Origin of the sequence: Bifidobacterium castoris (assembly GCF_003952025.1) — a bacterium.
Lineage (GTDB): Bacteria > Actinomycetota > Actinomycetes > Actinomycetales > Bifidobacteriaceae > Bifidobacterium > Bifidobacterium castoris.
The window spans coordinates 1-16,762 of sequence record NZ_QXGI01000008.1; the positions used below are offsets into that span (position 1 = coordinate 1).

Sequence of the window (16,762 nt, forward strand, 5' to 3'; positions counted from 1 at the left end):
AACGGCCGCCTCGAGACCCTGCGCGGCATCGCCATGGGATTCGACAACTTCGAACACTACCGCCAACGAAGCCTCATCCACTCCGGAAGAATCAAAGACATCCTTACACACTAAAAAGGGAAGAGCCGATTAAGTCGCTTTGCGGGTTCTGGAGGCCCTTCTTCTGCGGGGGTGGAGTCGTTGAGGGAAGCGGTGTCGTTGAAGAAGATTCCGGGGATTGACGATGCTCAGTTGGAGAAAATGCGTAAGCGTGTAGATCAATGGATGCAGACGCAGCTCGCTGATAACGCGTTAGGTGCTTCGATGGAACGCCTTGCGGAGAGCCTGAAGCTTGACATCGCCCGTCATGATGAAAGCCTGTCCGAAGCGGTAAGGCAAATCACACAAGTGACGATTCCGGCGACGGCGAAGACTTCTGAAGCCCAGCACGAATCCGATGACAGCCAAAGCGGCAGTCAACAATGAGGAAGGGAATATGAAGGAACTACATGTTCTGCTCGATGGGCAGCATATCGGAGTGCTCGCGGAGGATGACCATGGCCGGCACATGTTCCAATATGATGCGGACATGGGGCATGGCACGCCGCTTTCGCTCTCAATGCCGGTGCGTGGCGAAGCGTGGTCAGGTCGGCCTGTGGAGGCGTATATCGATGGGTTGTTGCCGGATTCCATGGACGTGCGTACTCGAATCGGAAACTTGTATGGAGTGAGCCCGCGTAATCCATTCGCGCTGTTGTCCGTGGTCGGCATGGATTGCGGCGGGGCGGTGCAGTTCATCACGGAGGAACAGCTCGCGGGGCTGCCGCTGCCGGAGGTGTGGGGCCTCGATGCACAGGAAATCGGCGAACGATTGAGTGGGACAGGAGGAGCAGTCGCTTATGCGTGGCAGACGAACGGCGAACGGTGGTCGTTGAATGGCTCGCAGGAGAAGATTGCGCTCGCATATGCCGATGGTCGAAAACAATGGTACGAGGCGTGAGAAGCGGCCGCGACTACGCACATAATCAAGCCGGGTATCTCGCGGTTGCAGGGTCAGGCGTTCAATGAGTATCTCTGCATGCGTGCGGTCGATTGTTTGGGTTTGCCGGCATCGATCTCGTCATACATGGATTTCGGTGGTGTGAGTGCCATTGTCAGTCGTCGCTGGGACCGCGATGTCGTGGAAGAACCCGCGGGAAGTAATCGACCACTGAAGGTGCATAGAATTCATCAAGAGGATCTATGTCAGGCGATGGGGGTCATGAGCGCTGATAAGTACCAAAGCGATGGTGGTCCCGGCGCGGTGAGCATAGTGAAGTTCATGCGCGACAACGGATTCGCGGAGTCGAGTGTGGATTTGTTCTACTCGGCGCTGATGGTGAATTATCTGTTGTGCGGGACTGATGCACACGCCAAGAACTACGCAGTGCTTGAACGGGGAGATCGACGACCAATGTTGGCTCCGCTCTATGACATAGCGTCGATGTATCCGTATGATGGCTATATTCATGGCGCTAGAAAACTGAAGATGGCGATGAAGATCGGGGATGAGTATCATTGGTGCTTTGCTGAGTTGAGGGCATGGCGGAAGTTTGCCCGACTTTGTGGAGATAGTGGTGATGAAGGCCGGATTGTCGACGGTCTGCGTGACTATGCGCAGCGACTGCCGCAGGCGTTTGCCGAAGTGGCCAGTGAAGAAGTGCTTAAAGCGCTTCTTTTCTACGGTTCCGATGATCCCGTTGCCATCGAACGAATACAGGTGATTCGGGCGATACAAGCCGGCCTGGAAGCGAAGTGTGAAGAAGTGCGAAGCTGGTTCGACGTGGAGTAATGCAAAAGTGCCGTTGCGCCGGCTGTGATGGCAGTATTTGGGTGTGGTTACGAGCGGAGTGCCATGGCGGGAGGTGACGGGGCAATGGGGAAGGGGAGTTCAGGGAAGCGGGAGTGATGGTGGACGACGAGAGCGGCAGATGGATGGGGACGGGGTGGATAGAGGCGGTTGGATAGAATGGTCGGCTATGAGTGACTTTGTAGATCGAGTGACAGTGCATGTGAAGGGCGGAGACGGCGGCAACGGGTCGGCGGGCATCCGCAGGGAGAAGTACAAGCCGCTGGCCGGGCCGAACGGCGGCAACGGCGGACGCGGCGGGTCGGTCATCTTCGTGGCCGACCCGAACGCGAATTCGCTGCTGGACTATCGGTTCATGCCGCATCGCAACGCCGAAAGCGGGACGATGGGACTCGGCGACACGAAGGACGGCTCGCAGGGAGCGGATCTGCGGCTGCCGGTGCCCGTCGGCACCGTCGTATTCACCGCGCGCGGAGCGGAAGGGCAGCCGAAGCGGCCGGGCGAAGTGCTCGCGGATCTGCGGCACGCCGGCGACGAATTCGTCGCGGCGGCCGGCGGCGCGGGCGGCCTCGGCAACGCGGCGCTCGCCAACAAGACGCGGCGCGCGCCGGGATTCGCGCTTCTCGGCGAACCCGGCGAGGAACGCGACGTCATCCTCGAGCTCAAATCGATCGCCGACGTGGCGCTCGTCGGCTTCCCGTCTGCGGGCAAATCGTCGCTCATCGCGGCGATGTCGGCGGCGAAACCGAAGATCGCCGACTATCCGTTCACGACGCTCGTGCCGAACCTCGGCGTCGTGCAAGCCGGCGACATGCGGTACACGATCGCCGACGTCCCGGGCCTCATCCCGGGCGCGTCGCAGGGCAAGGGACTCGGACTGCAGTTCCTGAGGCACATCGAACGCACCGAGATCATCGCGCATGTGATTGATTGCGCGACGCTCGAGCCGAACCGCGATCCGGTCGCCGACTACCGCGCGCTCGAAAAGGAACTCGCCGAATACGCCGACGAACTCGAACTGCCGCTCGGGGCGATCCCGATCCCCGAACGTCCGCGCGTCATCATCCTCAACAAGGTCGATATGCCGGAGGCGAAGGAACTCGCCGAGTTCGTCAAGCCGGAATTCGAAAAGATGGACCTGCCGGTGTACATCGTGTCGACGGCGTCGCACGAAGGACTCAAGGAACTCAACTTCGCGCTCGCGAACCTCGTCACCGAGATGCGCAAGGACGTCGCCGCGCGCGAAGCCAGCGCCGAGGAGGAGCGCGTCGTCATCAAGCCGCTCGAGGAGGCGGGGACGCGCCGCCGCAACGGACGCAACGGCGACGTGCAGGAGTTCACGATCGAACGCGAGCAGGACGGCAACGGCAACTACTGGTACACGGTCACCGGCACGAAGCCGGAACGCTGGGTCGTGCAGACGAACTTCGACAACGACGAGGCCGTCGGCTACCTCGCGGACCGGCTCGCGAAACTCGGCGTCGAGGATGCGCTCAGGAAGAACGGCGCCAAGCCGGGAGATGAAGTGCGCATCGGACGCGGCGCGCGCGCCGTCGCCTTCGATTGGGATCCGACGATCGCGGCCGGTGCGGAGATGCTCGACGGCGCGCAGCTCGGCACGCGCGGCCACGACCTTCGCCTCGAGGAGGAGGACACGCGTGCGCGGCGCCGGACGAATTCGGAACGCCGCCGGCAGTACCACGAGATGATGGACGCGCGCGCCGCCGTACGCGCGGCGATGCAGGCCGAACGCGAGGCGGGGCATTGGGCGGATCCGTCGATCGACGACGACCGGCACGACGAGACGTCGCTGTTCGGCCGCGGTGAACCGGAGGAGTACGAGGACGATGCGGATGACGCTGGAGCGCAGGGAGACGAAGCGTGACGGGCGGCGACGGTCTGGTCGGTCAGGCCGGTCAGCTTGGAGATGAAGGTCGGCTGCGGAAGGAATCGGCTGCGGACGAGTCGGCGGAATCGGCTGCGGGCGATTCGGCGGTCGGTGTGAAGTCGGCTGTCGGCGCGGAGTCGGCTGCGGATGTGACGGACGGGTCGGAGACTGAGCCGGCTGCGGGCGAATCGGTCGTGGATGAGTCGTCGGCGGTCGTCGGCGTGCGATCCGGGATCGGTACGTGGACGGCGCAGGAGACGCGGCGCGCGATCGCGGCGGCACAGACGATCGTCGTCAAGGTCGGATCGAGCTCGCTGACGCAGCCGTCCGGGCATCTCGACGTCGGCAAACTCGAGGCGTTGGCCGGCGCGTTGGCGAACGCGCGGCTCGCCGGAGCCAACGTCGTCCTCGTCTCGTCGGGCGCGATCGCGGCGGGCTTCGGACCGCTCGGATTCGCGTCGCGTCCGACCGACGTGGCGACGCAGCAGGCGTGCGCGTCAGTCGGTCAGGGATTGCTGATGGCGCAGTACGAGACCGCGTTCGGACGCTACGGCGTGCGCGTCGGGCAGCTGCTCATCACCGCCGGCGACACGATGCAGCCGCAGCAGTACCGCAGCGCGCGGCGCACGATGGCGACGATGCTCGAACTCGGCGTCGTGCCGATCGTCAACGAGAACGACGCGCTCGCGAGCAACGAGATCCGCTTCGGCGACAACGATCGCCTGAGCGCGCTCATCGCGAACATGGTGTGCGCCGACGCGCTCGTCCTGCTCACCGACGTCGACGCGCTCTACACGGCGCCGCCGAAGGAGCCGGGCTCGCGCAGGATCTCGTTCGTGCCGAACGTGACGGCGATGATCGAAGAGATCCGCGTCGGGGGCACCGGGTCGGGTGTCGGCACCGGCGGCATGGTCACGAAACTCGAGGCGGCGCGGATGGCGGCGGTCTCCGGCATCCCGGCCGTCATGACCTGCGCGTCGAACGCCGGGCCCGCGCTGATGGGCGACAGCGTCGGCACTGCGTTCGCGCCGGTCAAACAGCGCGGTTCGGCGAAGCGGCTGTGGATCAAGTTCGCGTCGCATCCGCAGGGCACGCTTGTCGCGGATGCGGGTGCGGCCGCGGCGGTGCGCGCGGGACGGGCGAGTCTGCTCGCCGCGGGCGTGCTTGAGACGCGCGGGGATTTCGCGGCCGGCGATGCGGTGTGGATCGACGACGAAGCGGGCAATCATCTGGCGCGCGGACTCGTCGCCTACGATTCCGAGGAGGTGCCGGACATGCTCGGCCGCAACACGGCGCAGCTGCGCCGTCTGCTTGGAGACGAATACGCGCATCCGCTCGTGCATCGCGACAACCTCGTGCTCGTGTAGCGCGGAACGGGGTCGGGGCTGCCGGGTTACGCGGACGAGTCGAGTGCGGGCCCGGGATAGGGCGGATGGTAACGAGGACAGTAGCTGGGACGGATTGTGTGCTAGGACGCAGCAGCGACGGCCGTTGCGGGTTTCTCCCGAAACGGCCTTTTTGCGTCCTGCTCCGTCGGAGACTGCGATGGGTCGGGTCGGAAACAGGGTTGTTCGCGGGTCGGTTCGTCGAGGTGGTCGACGGATTGGGTCGTAAACCTGGCTGTTTGCGGGACGGTCCGTCGGCGCAGTCGATGAAGTGGGATGGAATCAGCCTGTGTTGCAGGTCAGCTCATCGGCGTGGTCGATGGATTGGGTCGCGGTGGACGGTTCCATCGGCTGGTTCGACGATCTGGGCCGTAGTGGGCGTGTTCGTCGTTGGGGTCGATGGATTGGAACGGAATCAGCCTGTGTTGCGGGGCGGTTCGTCGGCGGGATCGATGAGTCGGGACGGGAATCGGGCTGTTGCCGGGTGAGATCGTCGGGGTGCTCGACGAGACGGAATCGGGGGATTTGGGGATGGAATAGTCGACGAGGACGATGGATCGGGACGGAAATCGGCGGGAATCGGGAGGGGAGTCCGGATGGTGAATCGGGAAGGCCGACATACGGCTGTGATGACAATGTGAAGGGATAGCATGGAGGTCATGAGCAACTCCCTTTCTCTCTCCGAACGAATCAACCGTGTCGCGCCAAGCGCCACGCTCGCAGTGGACTCCAAAGCCAAGGCGATGAAGGCGCAGGGCGTCGACGTCATCGGCTTCGGTGCGGGCGAACCCAACTTCGCGACGCCGCAGGACATCGTGGCGGTCGCCGCAGAAGCCGTCGTCGATCCGAAGAACTACAAGTACACGCCGACGGCCGGTCTGCCGGAGCTGCGCGCGGCCATCGCCGACAAGACGTTGCGCGACAGCGGCTACGAGGTGAAGCCGGAACAGGTCGTCGTGACGAACGGCGGCAAGCAGGCCGTGTATGAAACCTTCCAGCTGCTGCTCGACGACGGCGACGAAGTCATCATCCCGACGCCGTACTGGACGAGCTACCCCGAGGCCGTCAAACTCGCAGGCGGCAAGCCGGTCGAAGTGTTCGCGGGCGCGGACGTGAACTTCGAGCCGAACGTCGCGGACCTCGAGGCGGCGCGCACCGAACGCACGAAAGCGGTCATCATCACGTCGCCGAACAACCCGACCGGCGCCGTGTGGAGCGAGGAGACGATCCGCGGCATCGGCCAGTGGGCGGTCGAGCACGGCATCTGGGTTGTGAGCGACGAAATCTACGAACACCTCACCTACGACGGCGTGAGGACGACGTACGTCGGCGCGGTCGTGCCGGAAGTGCGCGACCAGCTGATCGTGCTCGACGGCGTGGCGAAGACGTACGCGATGCCCGGATGGCGCGTCGGCTGGATGGTCGCGCCGGAGCCGGTGGCGAAGGCCGCGGCGAAATTGCAGGGACACATGACGTCGAACGTCAACAACATCGCGCAGCGCGCGGCGCTCGCGGCCGTCGCCGGGCCGCTCGACGCGGTCGCGCGGATGCGTGAGGCCTTCGACAAGCGCCGCGGCATCATCGTGTCCGCGCTCAACGACATCGAGGGCGTGTACTGCCCGACGCCGGAAGGCGCGTTCTACGCATTCGCCGACGTTCGCGGACTGCTGAACAGGCCGGTCGGACCGAACGGGCTCGAGTTCGAGACCTCGTCGGACCTGGCTGCGGCGCTGCTCGACGAAGCCCATGTGGCGGCCGTGCCCGGCGAGGCTTTCGGCGCGCCGGGATACATGCGGTTCTCGTACGCGGTGGCGGACGATCAGATCGTGGAAGGCATGCGCCGGTTCAAGGAATGGGCCGAGGCGAAACGCGTCTGAGGGTGCGATAGCAGCGCTCGCGGCGGATCCGGTGGTGCCGGTGGTTCGCGGTGAGCGGCATGGCGGCGGTTGCGCAGATGCGTGGCCGCCGCTTTTGCTGTTATATGGGGCGGCGCGCGGTAGGTGGAAGCGTGGATGGGGCGCCACGGGACGGGCTTGCGGGTCGGCTCGTCGGTGGGGTCGATGGGACGGGACGGAAAACGGCTGGGGTGCGGGTGGTTTCGTCGGTGGGATTGACGGGACGGGACGGAAATGGGGTAGTTTGCGGGCGGGGTCGTCGACGGTGTCGATGGGGTGGGACGGAACTGCCGCGGCCGATGGAGACAAGGCTGGACGACCGGTGGGAAGCTTGGCGAGGACTGGCGAAGCCGGGCGAGACCGGACGGGGCGTCGGGGAAACGTGGGCGGAATGTGAAGGAAACACACGGGATTGGACATCGTCGGACGGATACGTTACTATTTCAACTTGGCGGTTTTGCGAAGGCCGGAAACGGCGGACGCAGAATCAACCTAGGGAAGTGGCGCAATTGGTAGCGCAACGGTCTCCAAAACCGTAGGTTGTGGGTTCGAGTCCCGCCTTCCCTGCAAAGACAACGAGTAAGTTCATCGAATGCCTTTCAGGAGGGAACATGGCCAAGAAGACCGATCATGGCGAACTAGTCGTGAAACCGAATGTGTTCATGCGCATCGGCCTGTTCATCAAGCAGATCATCGATGAGCTGCGCAAGGTCGTGACGCCGACGAGGAAGCAGCTGTTCTACTGGTCGCTCGCGTCGTTCATCTTCGTCGTGCTGCTGATGATCCTCGTCACGCTGATGGACACCGGACTTGGCAAGCTCGCCTTCCTGATCTTCGGCTGATTCGGCCAAGGCGAAAACGGGCGCAAACGTTGAGATTATAGCTGGGGGGAACCCCAGCTATAATCGTTTTCTGGTACATTCAATCGTTGAAATCAACCCCCAGCACAAAGGACATGCATGAGTGACGAAGTGAATCTCGATGACCTCAATCAGGCTGATCAGGATCAGTCACAGACGGAGGAGATTGACGCCGTCGCCGCCGCGTCGCCGAGCGAGGATGTCGCGGAAGGCATCGCGTACGACTCCGTGGAGGCCGCGGAACAGACGTCGGCCGAGAACGCCGACATGGCTGCGACCGTGAGCATCGAAGAAAGCATCGACGAGCAGGCGGACGCCAACTCGGACGCGAAATCGAGCGGCACTGCGGACGCCGACGCGAACGACGATGGTCCGGCGGCGGAGGCGGAAGAGGAAGCCGAGGAAGAGGACGCCGGTGCGAAGGCGGTCAAGGAGTTCTCGAAGAACCTGCGTACGCTCGACGGCAAGTGGTACGTGCTGCACACGTATTCGGGATACGAGAAGCGCGTCAAGAGCAACCTCGAATCGCGTGTGGCCAGCTTCGGACTCGAAGACACGATCTTCCAGGTGGAAGTGCCGATGGAGGAAGTCGAAAAGCACACCGAAAAGGGCAAGAAGGTCGTCACGCGTGTGCGTGTGCCGGGATACGTGCTCATCCGCATGTGGCCGGACGAGGATGCGCGCCGCATCGTGCGCGAGACGGAAGGCGTGACCGGATTCGTCGGCCCGACCCGTGAGCCGGCGCCGCTGAGCCGCAAGGAAGTCGTGCAGATGATGGCGCCGATGATCGCGGCGCAGGCGCTCAAGGAGGCGGGCGACAAGCCGGCCGCCGCGAAGAAGCGCGTCATGGAGGTCTCGTACGCCGTGGGCGATCAGGTCACCGTCACCGACGGCCCGTTCGCGACGATGTCCGCCGTCGTCTCCGAAGTCGAACCGTCGACGCAGAAGCTCACCGTGCTCGTGTCGATCTTCGGACGCGACACGCCGGTCGAGCTCGGCTTCGACCAGGTGGAGAAGCTCGTCTGAGCATCATAATCGGCAAACAACGCGCAGCTCGTCCTCGGACGGCTGCGCGTTGTTCGTTATGACGCGTGCTGCCTGCCATGCAGGCGGGTGCGTCGGCGGGTGCAGATGGGTGCGACATGGGATCGGACGGGATATCTCGGGCGGGGAGGGGGCACTTTCTTGACGTCGGTTCGGATTCGTCTGGCTATGGAAGCTGTCGGACACGTAACGGGGCGCGACGCCGGTCGCCGTCACGATGTGGCAGGACGGGTTGGCACGCCGTGATGCGGATGCATCGTTGCATCGTGATGTCGTTGCATCACGGCATAATGGAAAAGTTGTGACTGGAGGGTGCATGTTAGTGCGCCCGCTGGCACAGTACAGCAAGAAAACGTTGCGGAAGGCGCGGAAACACGCCGTTTTACCGCTTCACAGAAAGAAGAACCAACTTATGGCTCCTAAGAAGAAAGTCTCGGCGCTGATCAAGCTCCAGATTGAGGCAGGCAAGGCCAATCCGGCACCGCCGCTGGGCCCGGCTCTGGGTTCCCATGGCGTGAACATCATGGACTTCTGCAAGGCGTACAACGCGCAGACGCAGGACAAGATGGGCCAGATCATCCCTGTTGAGATCACCGTCTACGAGGATCGCTCCTTCGACTTCATCCTCAAGACCCCGCCGGCGGCCGCGCTGCTCAAGAAGGCTGCCGGCGTGCAGAAGGGCACCGACAATCCGCTGACGACGAAGGTCGGCTCGGTCACCAAGGATCAGGTCCGTGAAATCGCGGAGACGAAGATGGCCGATCTTTCCGCTCGTGACATCGAAGCCGCAATGAAGATCATCGAGGGCACCGCGCGCTCGATGGGCATCACGGTGACGGACTGAGAGGAGAGGGACAGATGGCTAAGCACTCCAAGAAGTATCGCGAAGCGGCCGAGCGCATCGATCGCAACAACCTGTACACGCCGGAAGAGGCCATTGCTCTGCTCAAGAGCATGCCGTCGTACAACTTCGACCAGACCGTCGAAGCCGTGCTGCGCCTCAACGTTGACCCGCGCAAGGCCGATCAGCTCGTCCGCGGCTCCGTCAACCTGCCGAACGGCACCGGTAAGACCGCCAAGGTCCTCGTGTTCGCCCGCGGCCCGAAGGCCACCGAGGCGCTCGAGGCCGGCGCGGACATCGTCGGTGACGACGATCTCGTCGAGCAGGTTGCCAACGGCTTCCTCGACTTCGACTCCGTCGTCGCGACGCCGGACATGATGGGCAAGGTCGGCCGCCTCGGCCGCGTGCTCGGTCCGCGTGGCCTCATGCCGAACCCGAAGACCGGCACCGTGACCATGGACGTCACGAAGGCCGTCAAGGACATCAAGGGCGGCAAGGTCGACTTCCGCGTCGACAAGAACGGCAACCTGAGCTTCCTCTTCGGCAAGCTTTCGTTCACCGCTGAAGCGCTCGACGAGAACTTCCGCGCGATCGCCGACGAAGTCAAGCGTCTCAAGCCGTCCACCGTCAAGGGCCGCTACATCACCAAGGCGACCATCACCGCGACGATGGATCCGGGCGTTCCGGTCGATCCGGCTTCGATCTGATTCGGCTCTCGCTGATTCGGTTTCACGTCGGTCGGCTGATTACGACTGATTGATATGTCATCCCCGCTGGGCTTTTGCGCCCGGCGGGGATTTTCCGTAAGCGGGGGTGCGGGGCGCCGGGGCGTGCGCGTACGCTGCGTGGGACGCTGAAGGGTAGTTGGGTGACGCGTGCAGCAACGGATGCATGCGCAAAGTGGGACGCTGAGGATCAGCGTTGCGGTGCATAGAGCGTATGGGTACGCGTTGTGGGACACCAAAGGGCGGTGTGGCGGACCATAAGGCGTACGCAGGCGCAAAACGTGACGAGGAGAGGCCATGGGCCGGTGCGTGGTGCGTATGGGTGCGCGCTGTAGGACGCTGGCTGGCTGTGCGGCGTCACCTGGTGCGTATGGGTGCGTCGGATGAGACGCTGATGGACGCCGTGGCGGGATGGGGCGCGTATGCGTGCGCGTTGCGGGACGTTGGGGCGGCAGCGGTGGGGACGGAATGCGTATGGGGCGCTGGGTGGGACGCTGCGGGGTGGTGTTGTGCCACGTGGTGCGTATGGGTGCGTCGGATGAGACGCTGGGGGCCGCGGTGGCAGGATGTAGTGCGTATGGATGCACGCTGCAGGACGCTGCGGAGTAGTGTGATGGAGCGGGATGCGTATACATGTGCGAATCGTGATGATGGAGAGACGAAATGGCGGTGTGGAAGGGGCGGAAGGTAGAATCGGGGTCATGTTGGGCGACGAACACGCGGATATCCTGGAACTATTGGCGGGACGCACGGATGACGGTACGATCCGGGCGCTTGCGTTCGAATGCCTGATCAGCGGACTGCGTGACGAACGTGTCACATCGTTGCTTAACGTCATCGGATGGCGCGGCCAATTCGAATGTTTCGCCGTGGGAGGGGAGCCAGCGGAAAGCATGGCGTCGACGGTGACGAAGACCGGACAGGTCATCACTGATCTCGGAGGCGTGTCGCCGCTCATCGGCGTCTACGGCACCTTCGTCATCGTATGCGCACGTGTGCAGGCGGCCGTGTCGCCGGGCATCGCATGCACGAATATGCTGTCGGCGTTCAGCGATGACTCCGCAGTGTACATCAGCCCGATGCGGGAAGGCGTTGAAGGCGCAAGCCATGCCATACGTGAAACGCTGTTTTCGCTGCAGGCCGCACCCTCGATCATCGAACCGGCGCGGCCGTTGCGTGCGGACGATCTGCTGCCGGAACGCGCGCTCATCGGCGACGATATGGCGCGCGAGGAACTGTACCGTAACGTCTACCAGGTGCTGCACGGCAGCAACGAGGATGATCCGACCTTCGTGACGGTGTCCACGTTCCTGCGGCACGGCGGATCGCTGGAGACGACGGCGAAGGAACTCAACATCCATCCGAACACGGTCCGTTACCGGCTCAAACGTGCAGCGGAGACGACGGGCTGGGACGCCACCGATCCGCGTGACGCCTTCGTACTCAATACGGCAATCGCCATCGGCAGAATACGCGATCGCTGACCGCGATGGAGCGCGGGATTGGCGCGTACCCGAATGCGCATGGGTACGCTGTTCGTGACGCGGGGTGTGGCGGCAAGGGAACTGGATGCGTATGCGTGCGCGGTATGGGACGTCGTGCGTCGGATTAGCGTGTCAGGGTGCGCATAGGTGCGCTGCGTAGGTTGCGGGATGCGGGGTTGGGGTGTCTTGGCGCGTATGGGTGCGCGGTGTGGGACGGTGGGGAGCTGTGTGACGACTCGCGGTGCGTACAGGTGCGCGATGCGAGTCACAAGACGCTGGACGGGCGTGTCTTGGCGCGTACATGTGCGCGGTATGGGACGGTGGGAAGCTGTGTGGCGACTTGTGGCGCGTATGGGTGCGCGGTGTGGGACGGGGCGGGATGGGGCGGGATGGGGCGCCGGGATCGGAGTGCGTATGCGTGCGCGGTGCGGATCTCGGAACGCGAGTTTGGTGTGCCTTGGTGCGTAGATGTGTGCGGTGCGGGGCGCGAAGCTGCGGACGGGCGTGTCCTGATACGTATGGGTGCGCGGTGCGGGACGCGAAGCGGTGTGGATGGGTGTGCTGGAGTGCGTATGCGTGCGTGGTGCGGGGCGCGAAGCTGCGGGACTGGTGCGCCGGGTTGCGTATGTGGCGCTGCCTCGGTCTTCCGCACTGAGTTATGTGACTGATTACGTGTGGTGCTGTGGCGTGGATGCGGTTCAGCATAGCGGGCACAGCCATGGGACGTGGGAATCAGGCGGGGTCGGGGACATCGAGGCGGCGGCGGGTGTCGCGGTGGAACATCAGGCACAGGAAGCCGAAGACGAAGGCGATCGGCAGCATGTGACGCTCGAAGTTGTTCGCCGGGGCCGTGATCATGACGCCCATCAGCAGCAGCAACGGCATGTGCCATGACAGCGCGCGCCAACGTTTGAGCGCGAGCTCGGCGGCGCCGATGAGCAGTGTGAGTGTGACGTAGAAATTGCCGTGGGTGAACCATCCGAGCACCGGGATGCTGCTCCAGCCGCGGGCGAAATCGGCGACCTTCGTGCGCCAGTCATGGTTGTAGTACTTGATCCACGTGTTCGTCTGCTGGACGTAGTCGTTGTCGATGTAGTAGCTCATCGCAACGTAGGGCGGATCGAAGATGTCGAAGTAGCCGTAGCTTTTGGCGAACAGGCCGTCGAAGGCGGTGCGCGGGTCGGCGCGGACGATTTCCAGCCACGCCTTGTTGAAGTTGTCCATGTCCTCGGGTGTGACGGACCGCCAACGGTAGCTGACCTTCTTCGATTGGATGCCGGAGGATTTGACAGGGTCGGCGTCCTGCGGACGGTAGGCCTGCGCGGTCTGGTCGAGATTGAAGATTGGGGCGAGCTTGTCGCGCGCGGTCTGCGGAATCGCGTCCGGATTCTCATGGGCGACGCGCGCGATCATCTGGATCTGGATGCCGCGGGACTCGATCGGGTCGCCGCTGATGATCGCGCCGGAGGCGATCAGCGCGGAGATCGATCCGTGAATCAGGATCGTCGGCAGCAGCAACGCGCCCAGATAAAGCTTCCAGCGGCGCCGGTCGGCGAGCAGCGAAAAAACGACCTGCGCAAGGAGGATGTACCACGCGTATTTCGCGCTGATCAGCATGACGCTCACCGAAACGACGAGTGCGGCGATCGTGATGCGACGTGTGGGGAGGAGGGCCGCGCCGAGGGCGGAAGCGGGATTGTTGGCGACGACTGGTTGGCCGGCGGCGGCGATCGATGCGCCGACGGTGGAAGCGGGTTTGTCGGCGACGGAAGCCGATCCGCCGAGGGCGGAGGTTGATGCGCGCGCAGCGGAAGCCGGTTTGCCTGCGGCGGAGGCGGGAATCGTGGCGGGACGGTTGCGGGAGGCCTTCATGCGCGGGACGTAGGTCATATAGAGTTCGTACATCAGGCCGAACCACCAGGTGAACGCGAATGCGAACAGCGGGGATTTCGTCAGCGAGATCGTCGCGAACAGCACGAGCGGGCAGCAGATGAAGACGAGCATGATGAGCGCGCGGGCGCACGCGCCGGCGGGAGTGCCCGAATAAGGGGTGACGCGCGTGGAGACCGTGGTCGCGGTCGAGGCGATCAGCGAGGAATCACCGGTTTTGTTCCTGCCATGCGAACGGCGCGTGAGCCATGGCAGATTGAAGAAACGGTTCGCCGCGGACGCGCAGCAGAAACCGGCGAACAGCCATTGGAGGACGGCGAGGACGACGAGGCCGGCGTCGTTCGAACCGGTTAGATAGCGGGAGATCGCGAGCGCGCCGCCGTAGAAGACGGTGAGCACGATGTTGTGCTGGTCGGTCAGATAGGTGGGCTGGTCGGGCCACATGTAATGGGCGGTCGGGTAGATGTCCATCGGGACGAAGGAGAAGAAGCCGATGTACGGCTGGTCGACGCCGGTCCATTGGTTCCACGCCCAGGCGAATTCGCGGGCCTGTGAATAGACGTCGGCGCCGAAGGCTGCAAGCAGCGTCGCCGGCACCCACAGCCAGCAGATGGCGAGGACGAGCCAGATGCGTTTCCAATCGGAGGTCGCGGCGACGATCGCGCGCGAGGCGGCTGCGCCGATGCGGGAGCAGCGTGGACGCAGGCGGCTTGCTAAGCGGCGCAAACGGCTGCGGGCGGTGTCGGGGAAACCGCCGCGGGATTCGTCGGCGGATGCGTTGCGGCGCGTGTGGATGGCGGGGGATGTGGATGAGGAGGCGGTGGAATGAACCGTGGTTGTGGAGGAATCGTCGTGGGCATCCACATGGGTATCCACAGGGGTGTGGATGGAGTCGGCGGAGGCTGTGGAAACGGATGTAGATAAGTCGGCGGCGGGGTCGGTGTCAAGGGGCCGCGTGCGGACGCGGATCAGGTTGAAGGGTCTGCACATGCCTTCACGGCGGCGGGCGGTGAGGACGAGCAGCAGCACGAAGCCGAAAGTGCAGCTGAACATGACGAGGAACAGCAGCGCGTTCGTCCAGTCGAAGCCGGCGAGGCCGATATCGGAGCGCATCAGCGGGCCGATTGACGTGCACCAGGAGATCCAGACGCAGGCGAGGGCGGCGATCAGCCAACGGAAGCATGCGCCGCAGCGGTCGGCGAAGGTCGGGGGCGTCGCGCGGAAGGCGGGGGTGGCGGTCGCGGAGGATTCGGCGTTGACGGACGACGCGGTCGTCAAGGTATGGGAATCGGTGGAATGCTCACGTGCCATAGACGCGATTGTACAAGCGGCGGCAGAATGGGCGGCCGCGCGCGACTGCGTCGTGGACGGGGCGTGCGGGTATGCGATGGGCGGAAGTGCGTGACGACGGCAGGTGGGCGGAGCGCGCGGAGCCGCGGTGCGGCGAGTATGCGGAGCGGGGCGTGTGAAGGCAGGATCGGCGGTAAGCGGAGTGCGCGGGGCGGTCATGAATGTGGATGCGCATGATGGTGCGATTCCATCGCGAGGGGGCGTGCGCTGGCGATGCGGCGGCGCGAGGAACGGGCGGCCGCGTGCGGCGCATCGACGTGCGGGTGCATGATGGAGGAAGCATCGGCATCAACGCGGAGGAATATCGAATGGCGGACCGAATCAGCGCAACCATGGGCAACGGCGAAAACGGCGAGGCGGCTGCGGCTGCGCGGCGCACGGAGCGGGACGATCCGTTCCGCGCCGGCAACGTCATCAACGGCGATCTGCCGCTGACGCGCGCGGCGGCGAAGGTCGTGTCGCTCAAATCGGTCGGGTCGACGAACACGGTCGCCGAACAATACATCACGAGCGGGCGATGGGACCGCGACGGCATGACCGTCATCAGGGCCCAGGAGCAGACGGCGGGGCGCGGCAGGCTCGACCATACGTGGTTCAGCGCGCCGGGGAAATCGTTCATCATGTCGTTCGTTTCGGCGGTGGGGAAAACCGTGGCGTGTGATCCGCGGATCAACGGCTGGCTGCAGATGGTCGCGGGGCTGTCCGTGCTCGACGCGCTGCGTGAAACACTGAGTGAAACAGACATGATGCTCGTGCGCGATCCGGCGAACATCGACGACGCGCGCGACGACATCATGCTCAAATGGCCGAACGACATCGTCTACCACGGGCATAAGCTCGGCGGCATCCTCGCGCAGATCGTGACGGTGCCCGCGCCGGACATCGTCGCCGTGGTCTACGGAATCGGACTCAACATCGACGTGCCGCTCGACGAACTGCCGACCGACGAGGCGACGTCGTGGCAGCTCATCACACAATCCGGGCATGTGGGGGAGCGGCCGGGCACGGAGGCGGTGATGGACCTCATCGCGTCACGCACCGTGAAGCACATCGAGGAACGGCTGTGGAATCTTGGGATCAATCCGGAGGCGAACGCGCAGCATCTGCGGCGCCGGCTCGTCCAGGAAAGCTGGACGCTCGGGCACCCCGTCGAAGTGCACTATATGGATGGGACGACGGAACGCGGCATCGCGCACGGCATCAACGCCGACGCGTCGCTCGCGATGACGACCTATGACGGCGAGGAACGGATCGTGCGCACGGCCGACGTGGGCGTGCTGCCGAACATGCCGCGCTGAGCGGCCGTCGTTGTCCGGACGGATGGGCTGGGATGGCGCTGCGTGCGGCTTCAACAGCGGTATCTCTGCTGGGAAGGAGCGTTTTCGGCGGAGTCTGCGAGTATCCACGCCGGCATGGTTGGGGCCGATGGATCCGATACCCGCCGGCGGTTGGGGAAATGCTCCTTCCCAGCAGAGATACCACTGCCGGCATGACGGCGGATCGACATCTCGGCCGGGAAGGTAGGCTGTAGATGCTCGAGAGGTCGATTCGGCCGTCGGATTCGGGAGCGTC

At 64.2% G+C, this 16,762-nt stretch carries 12 protein-coding genes, 1 tRNA gene and 1 pseudogene; 13 read left to right on the forward strand and 1 reads right to left on the reverse strand.

Going from position 1 to position 16,762, the window contains the following annotated elements; all coding sequences use genetic code 11:
* The first annotated feature begins 192 nt into the window (after nt 1-192).
* The 12 genes and pseudogenes from D2E22_RS08235 (at nt 193) to D2E22_RS08290 (ending at nt 11,950) form a co-directional block, all read left to right on the forward strand.
* Nucleotides 193-465, forward strand: a complete 273-nt coding sequence (locus D2E22_RS08235; RefSeq protein ID WP_126032623.1) for a hypothetical protein — start codon at nt 193-195, stop codon at nt 463-465.
* A gap of 10 nt (nt 466-475) precedes the next feature.
* Nucleotides 476-979 (forward strand): HipA N-terminal domain-containing protein, encoded by a 504-nt coding sequence (locus D2E22_RS08240; protein ID WP_164518481.1) that lies wholly within the window; start codon nt 476-478, stop codon nt 977-979.
* A gap of 18 nt (nt 980-997) precedes the next feature.
* Nucleotides 998-1,810, forward strand: a pseudogene (locus D2E22_RS08245) (HipA domain-containing protein); the annotation flags it as partial.
* Nucleotides 1,811-1,997: 187 nt separating this feature from the next.
* Entirely contained in the window at nt 1,998-3,713 is a 1,716-nt protein-coding gene (obgE, locus tag D2E22_RS08250; protein WP_126032625.1) for a GTPase ObgE, read from the forward strand.
* A gap of 236 nt (nt 3,714-3,949) precedes the next feature.
* On the forward strand, nt 3,950-5,083 hold the full coding sequence (gene proB, locus D2E22_RS08255; RefSeq protein WP_126032724.1) for a glutamate 5-kinase: 1,134 nt from the start codon (nt 3,950-3,952) through the stop codon (nt 5,081-5,083).
* Nucleotides 5,084-5,760: 677 nt separating this feature from the next.
* Nucleotides 5,761-6,978 carry a pyridoxal phosphate-dependent aminotransferase gene (locus D2E22_RS08260; RefSeq protein WP_126032626.1) on the forward strand — a complete coding sequence of 406 codons (1,218 nt, stop codon included), beginning with the start codon at nt 5,761-5,763 and terminating at the stop codon, nt 6,976-6,978.
* Nucleotides 6,979-7,490: 512 nt separating this feature from the next.
* A tRNA-Trp gene (locus tag D2E22_RS08265) sits at nt 7,491-7,563 on the forward strand.
* Nucleotides 7,564-7,607: 44 nt separating this feature from the next.
* Complete coding sequence (secE, locus tag D2E22_RS08270; protein ID WP_095613544.1) at nt 7,608-7,838, forward strand: preprotein translocase subunit SecE; 231 nt, start codon at nt 7,608-7,610, stop codon at nt 7,836-7,838.
* A gap of 117 nt (nt 7,839-7,955) precedes the next feature.
* Nucleotides 7,956-8,882, forward strand: a complete 927-nt coding sequence (gene nusG, locus D2E22_RS08275) for a transcription termination/antitermination protein NusG (protein ID WP_126032627.1) — start codon at nt 7,956-7,958, stop codon at nt 8,880-8,882.
* A 430-nt stretch (nt 8,883-9,312) separates the two neighbouring features.
* Nucleotides 9,313-9,744, forward strand: coding sequence for a 50S ribosomal protein L11 (gene rplK / locus D2E22_RS08280; protein WP_126032628.1), 432 nt, complete (start codon nt 9,313-9,315; stop codon nt 9,742-9,744).
* 14 nt (nt 9,745-9,758) lie between these two features.
* Nucleotides 9,759-10,448, forward strand: coding sequence for a 50S ribosomal protein L1 (rplA, locus tag D2E22_RS08285; protein ID WP_095613542.1), 690 nt, complete (start codon nt 9,759-9,761; stop codon nt 10,446-10,448).
* Nucleotides 10,449-11,167: 719 nt separating this feature from the next.
* Complete coding sequence (locus D2E22_RS08290) at nt 11,168-11,950, forward strand: PucR family transcriptional regulator (protein ID WP_126032629.1); 783 nt, start codon at nt 11,168-11,170, stop codon at nt 11,948-11,950.
* A 732-nt stretch (nt 11,951-12,682) separates the two neighbouring features.
* On the opposite strand, the gene D2E22_RS10580 is transcribed toward D2E22_RS08290, so the two are convergent.
* Complete coding sequence (locus D2E22_RS10580; protein ID WP_164518483.1) at nt 12,683-15,151, reverse strand: DUF6020 family protein; 2,469 nt, start codon at nt 15,149-15,151, stop codon at nt 12,683-12,685.
* Between the two features lie 347 nt (nt 15,152-15,498).
* On the opposite strand from D2E22_RS10580, the gene D2E22_RS08300 reads away from it, so the two are divergent.
* Complete coding sequence (locus D2E22_RS08300) at nt 15,499-16,488, forward strand: biotin--[acetyl-CoA-carboxylase] ligase (protein ID WP_241218337.1); 990 nt, start codon at nt 15,499-15,501, stop codon at nt 16,486-16,488.
* Nucleotides 16,489-16,762 lie beyond the last annotated feature (274 nt).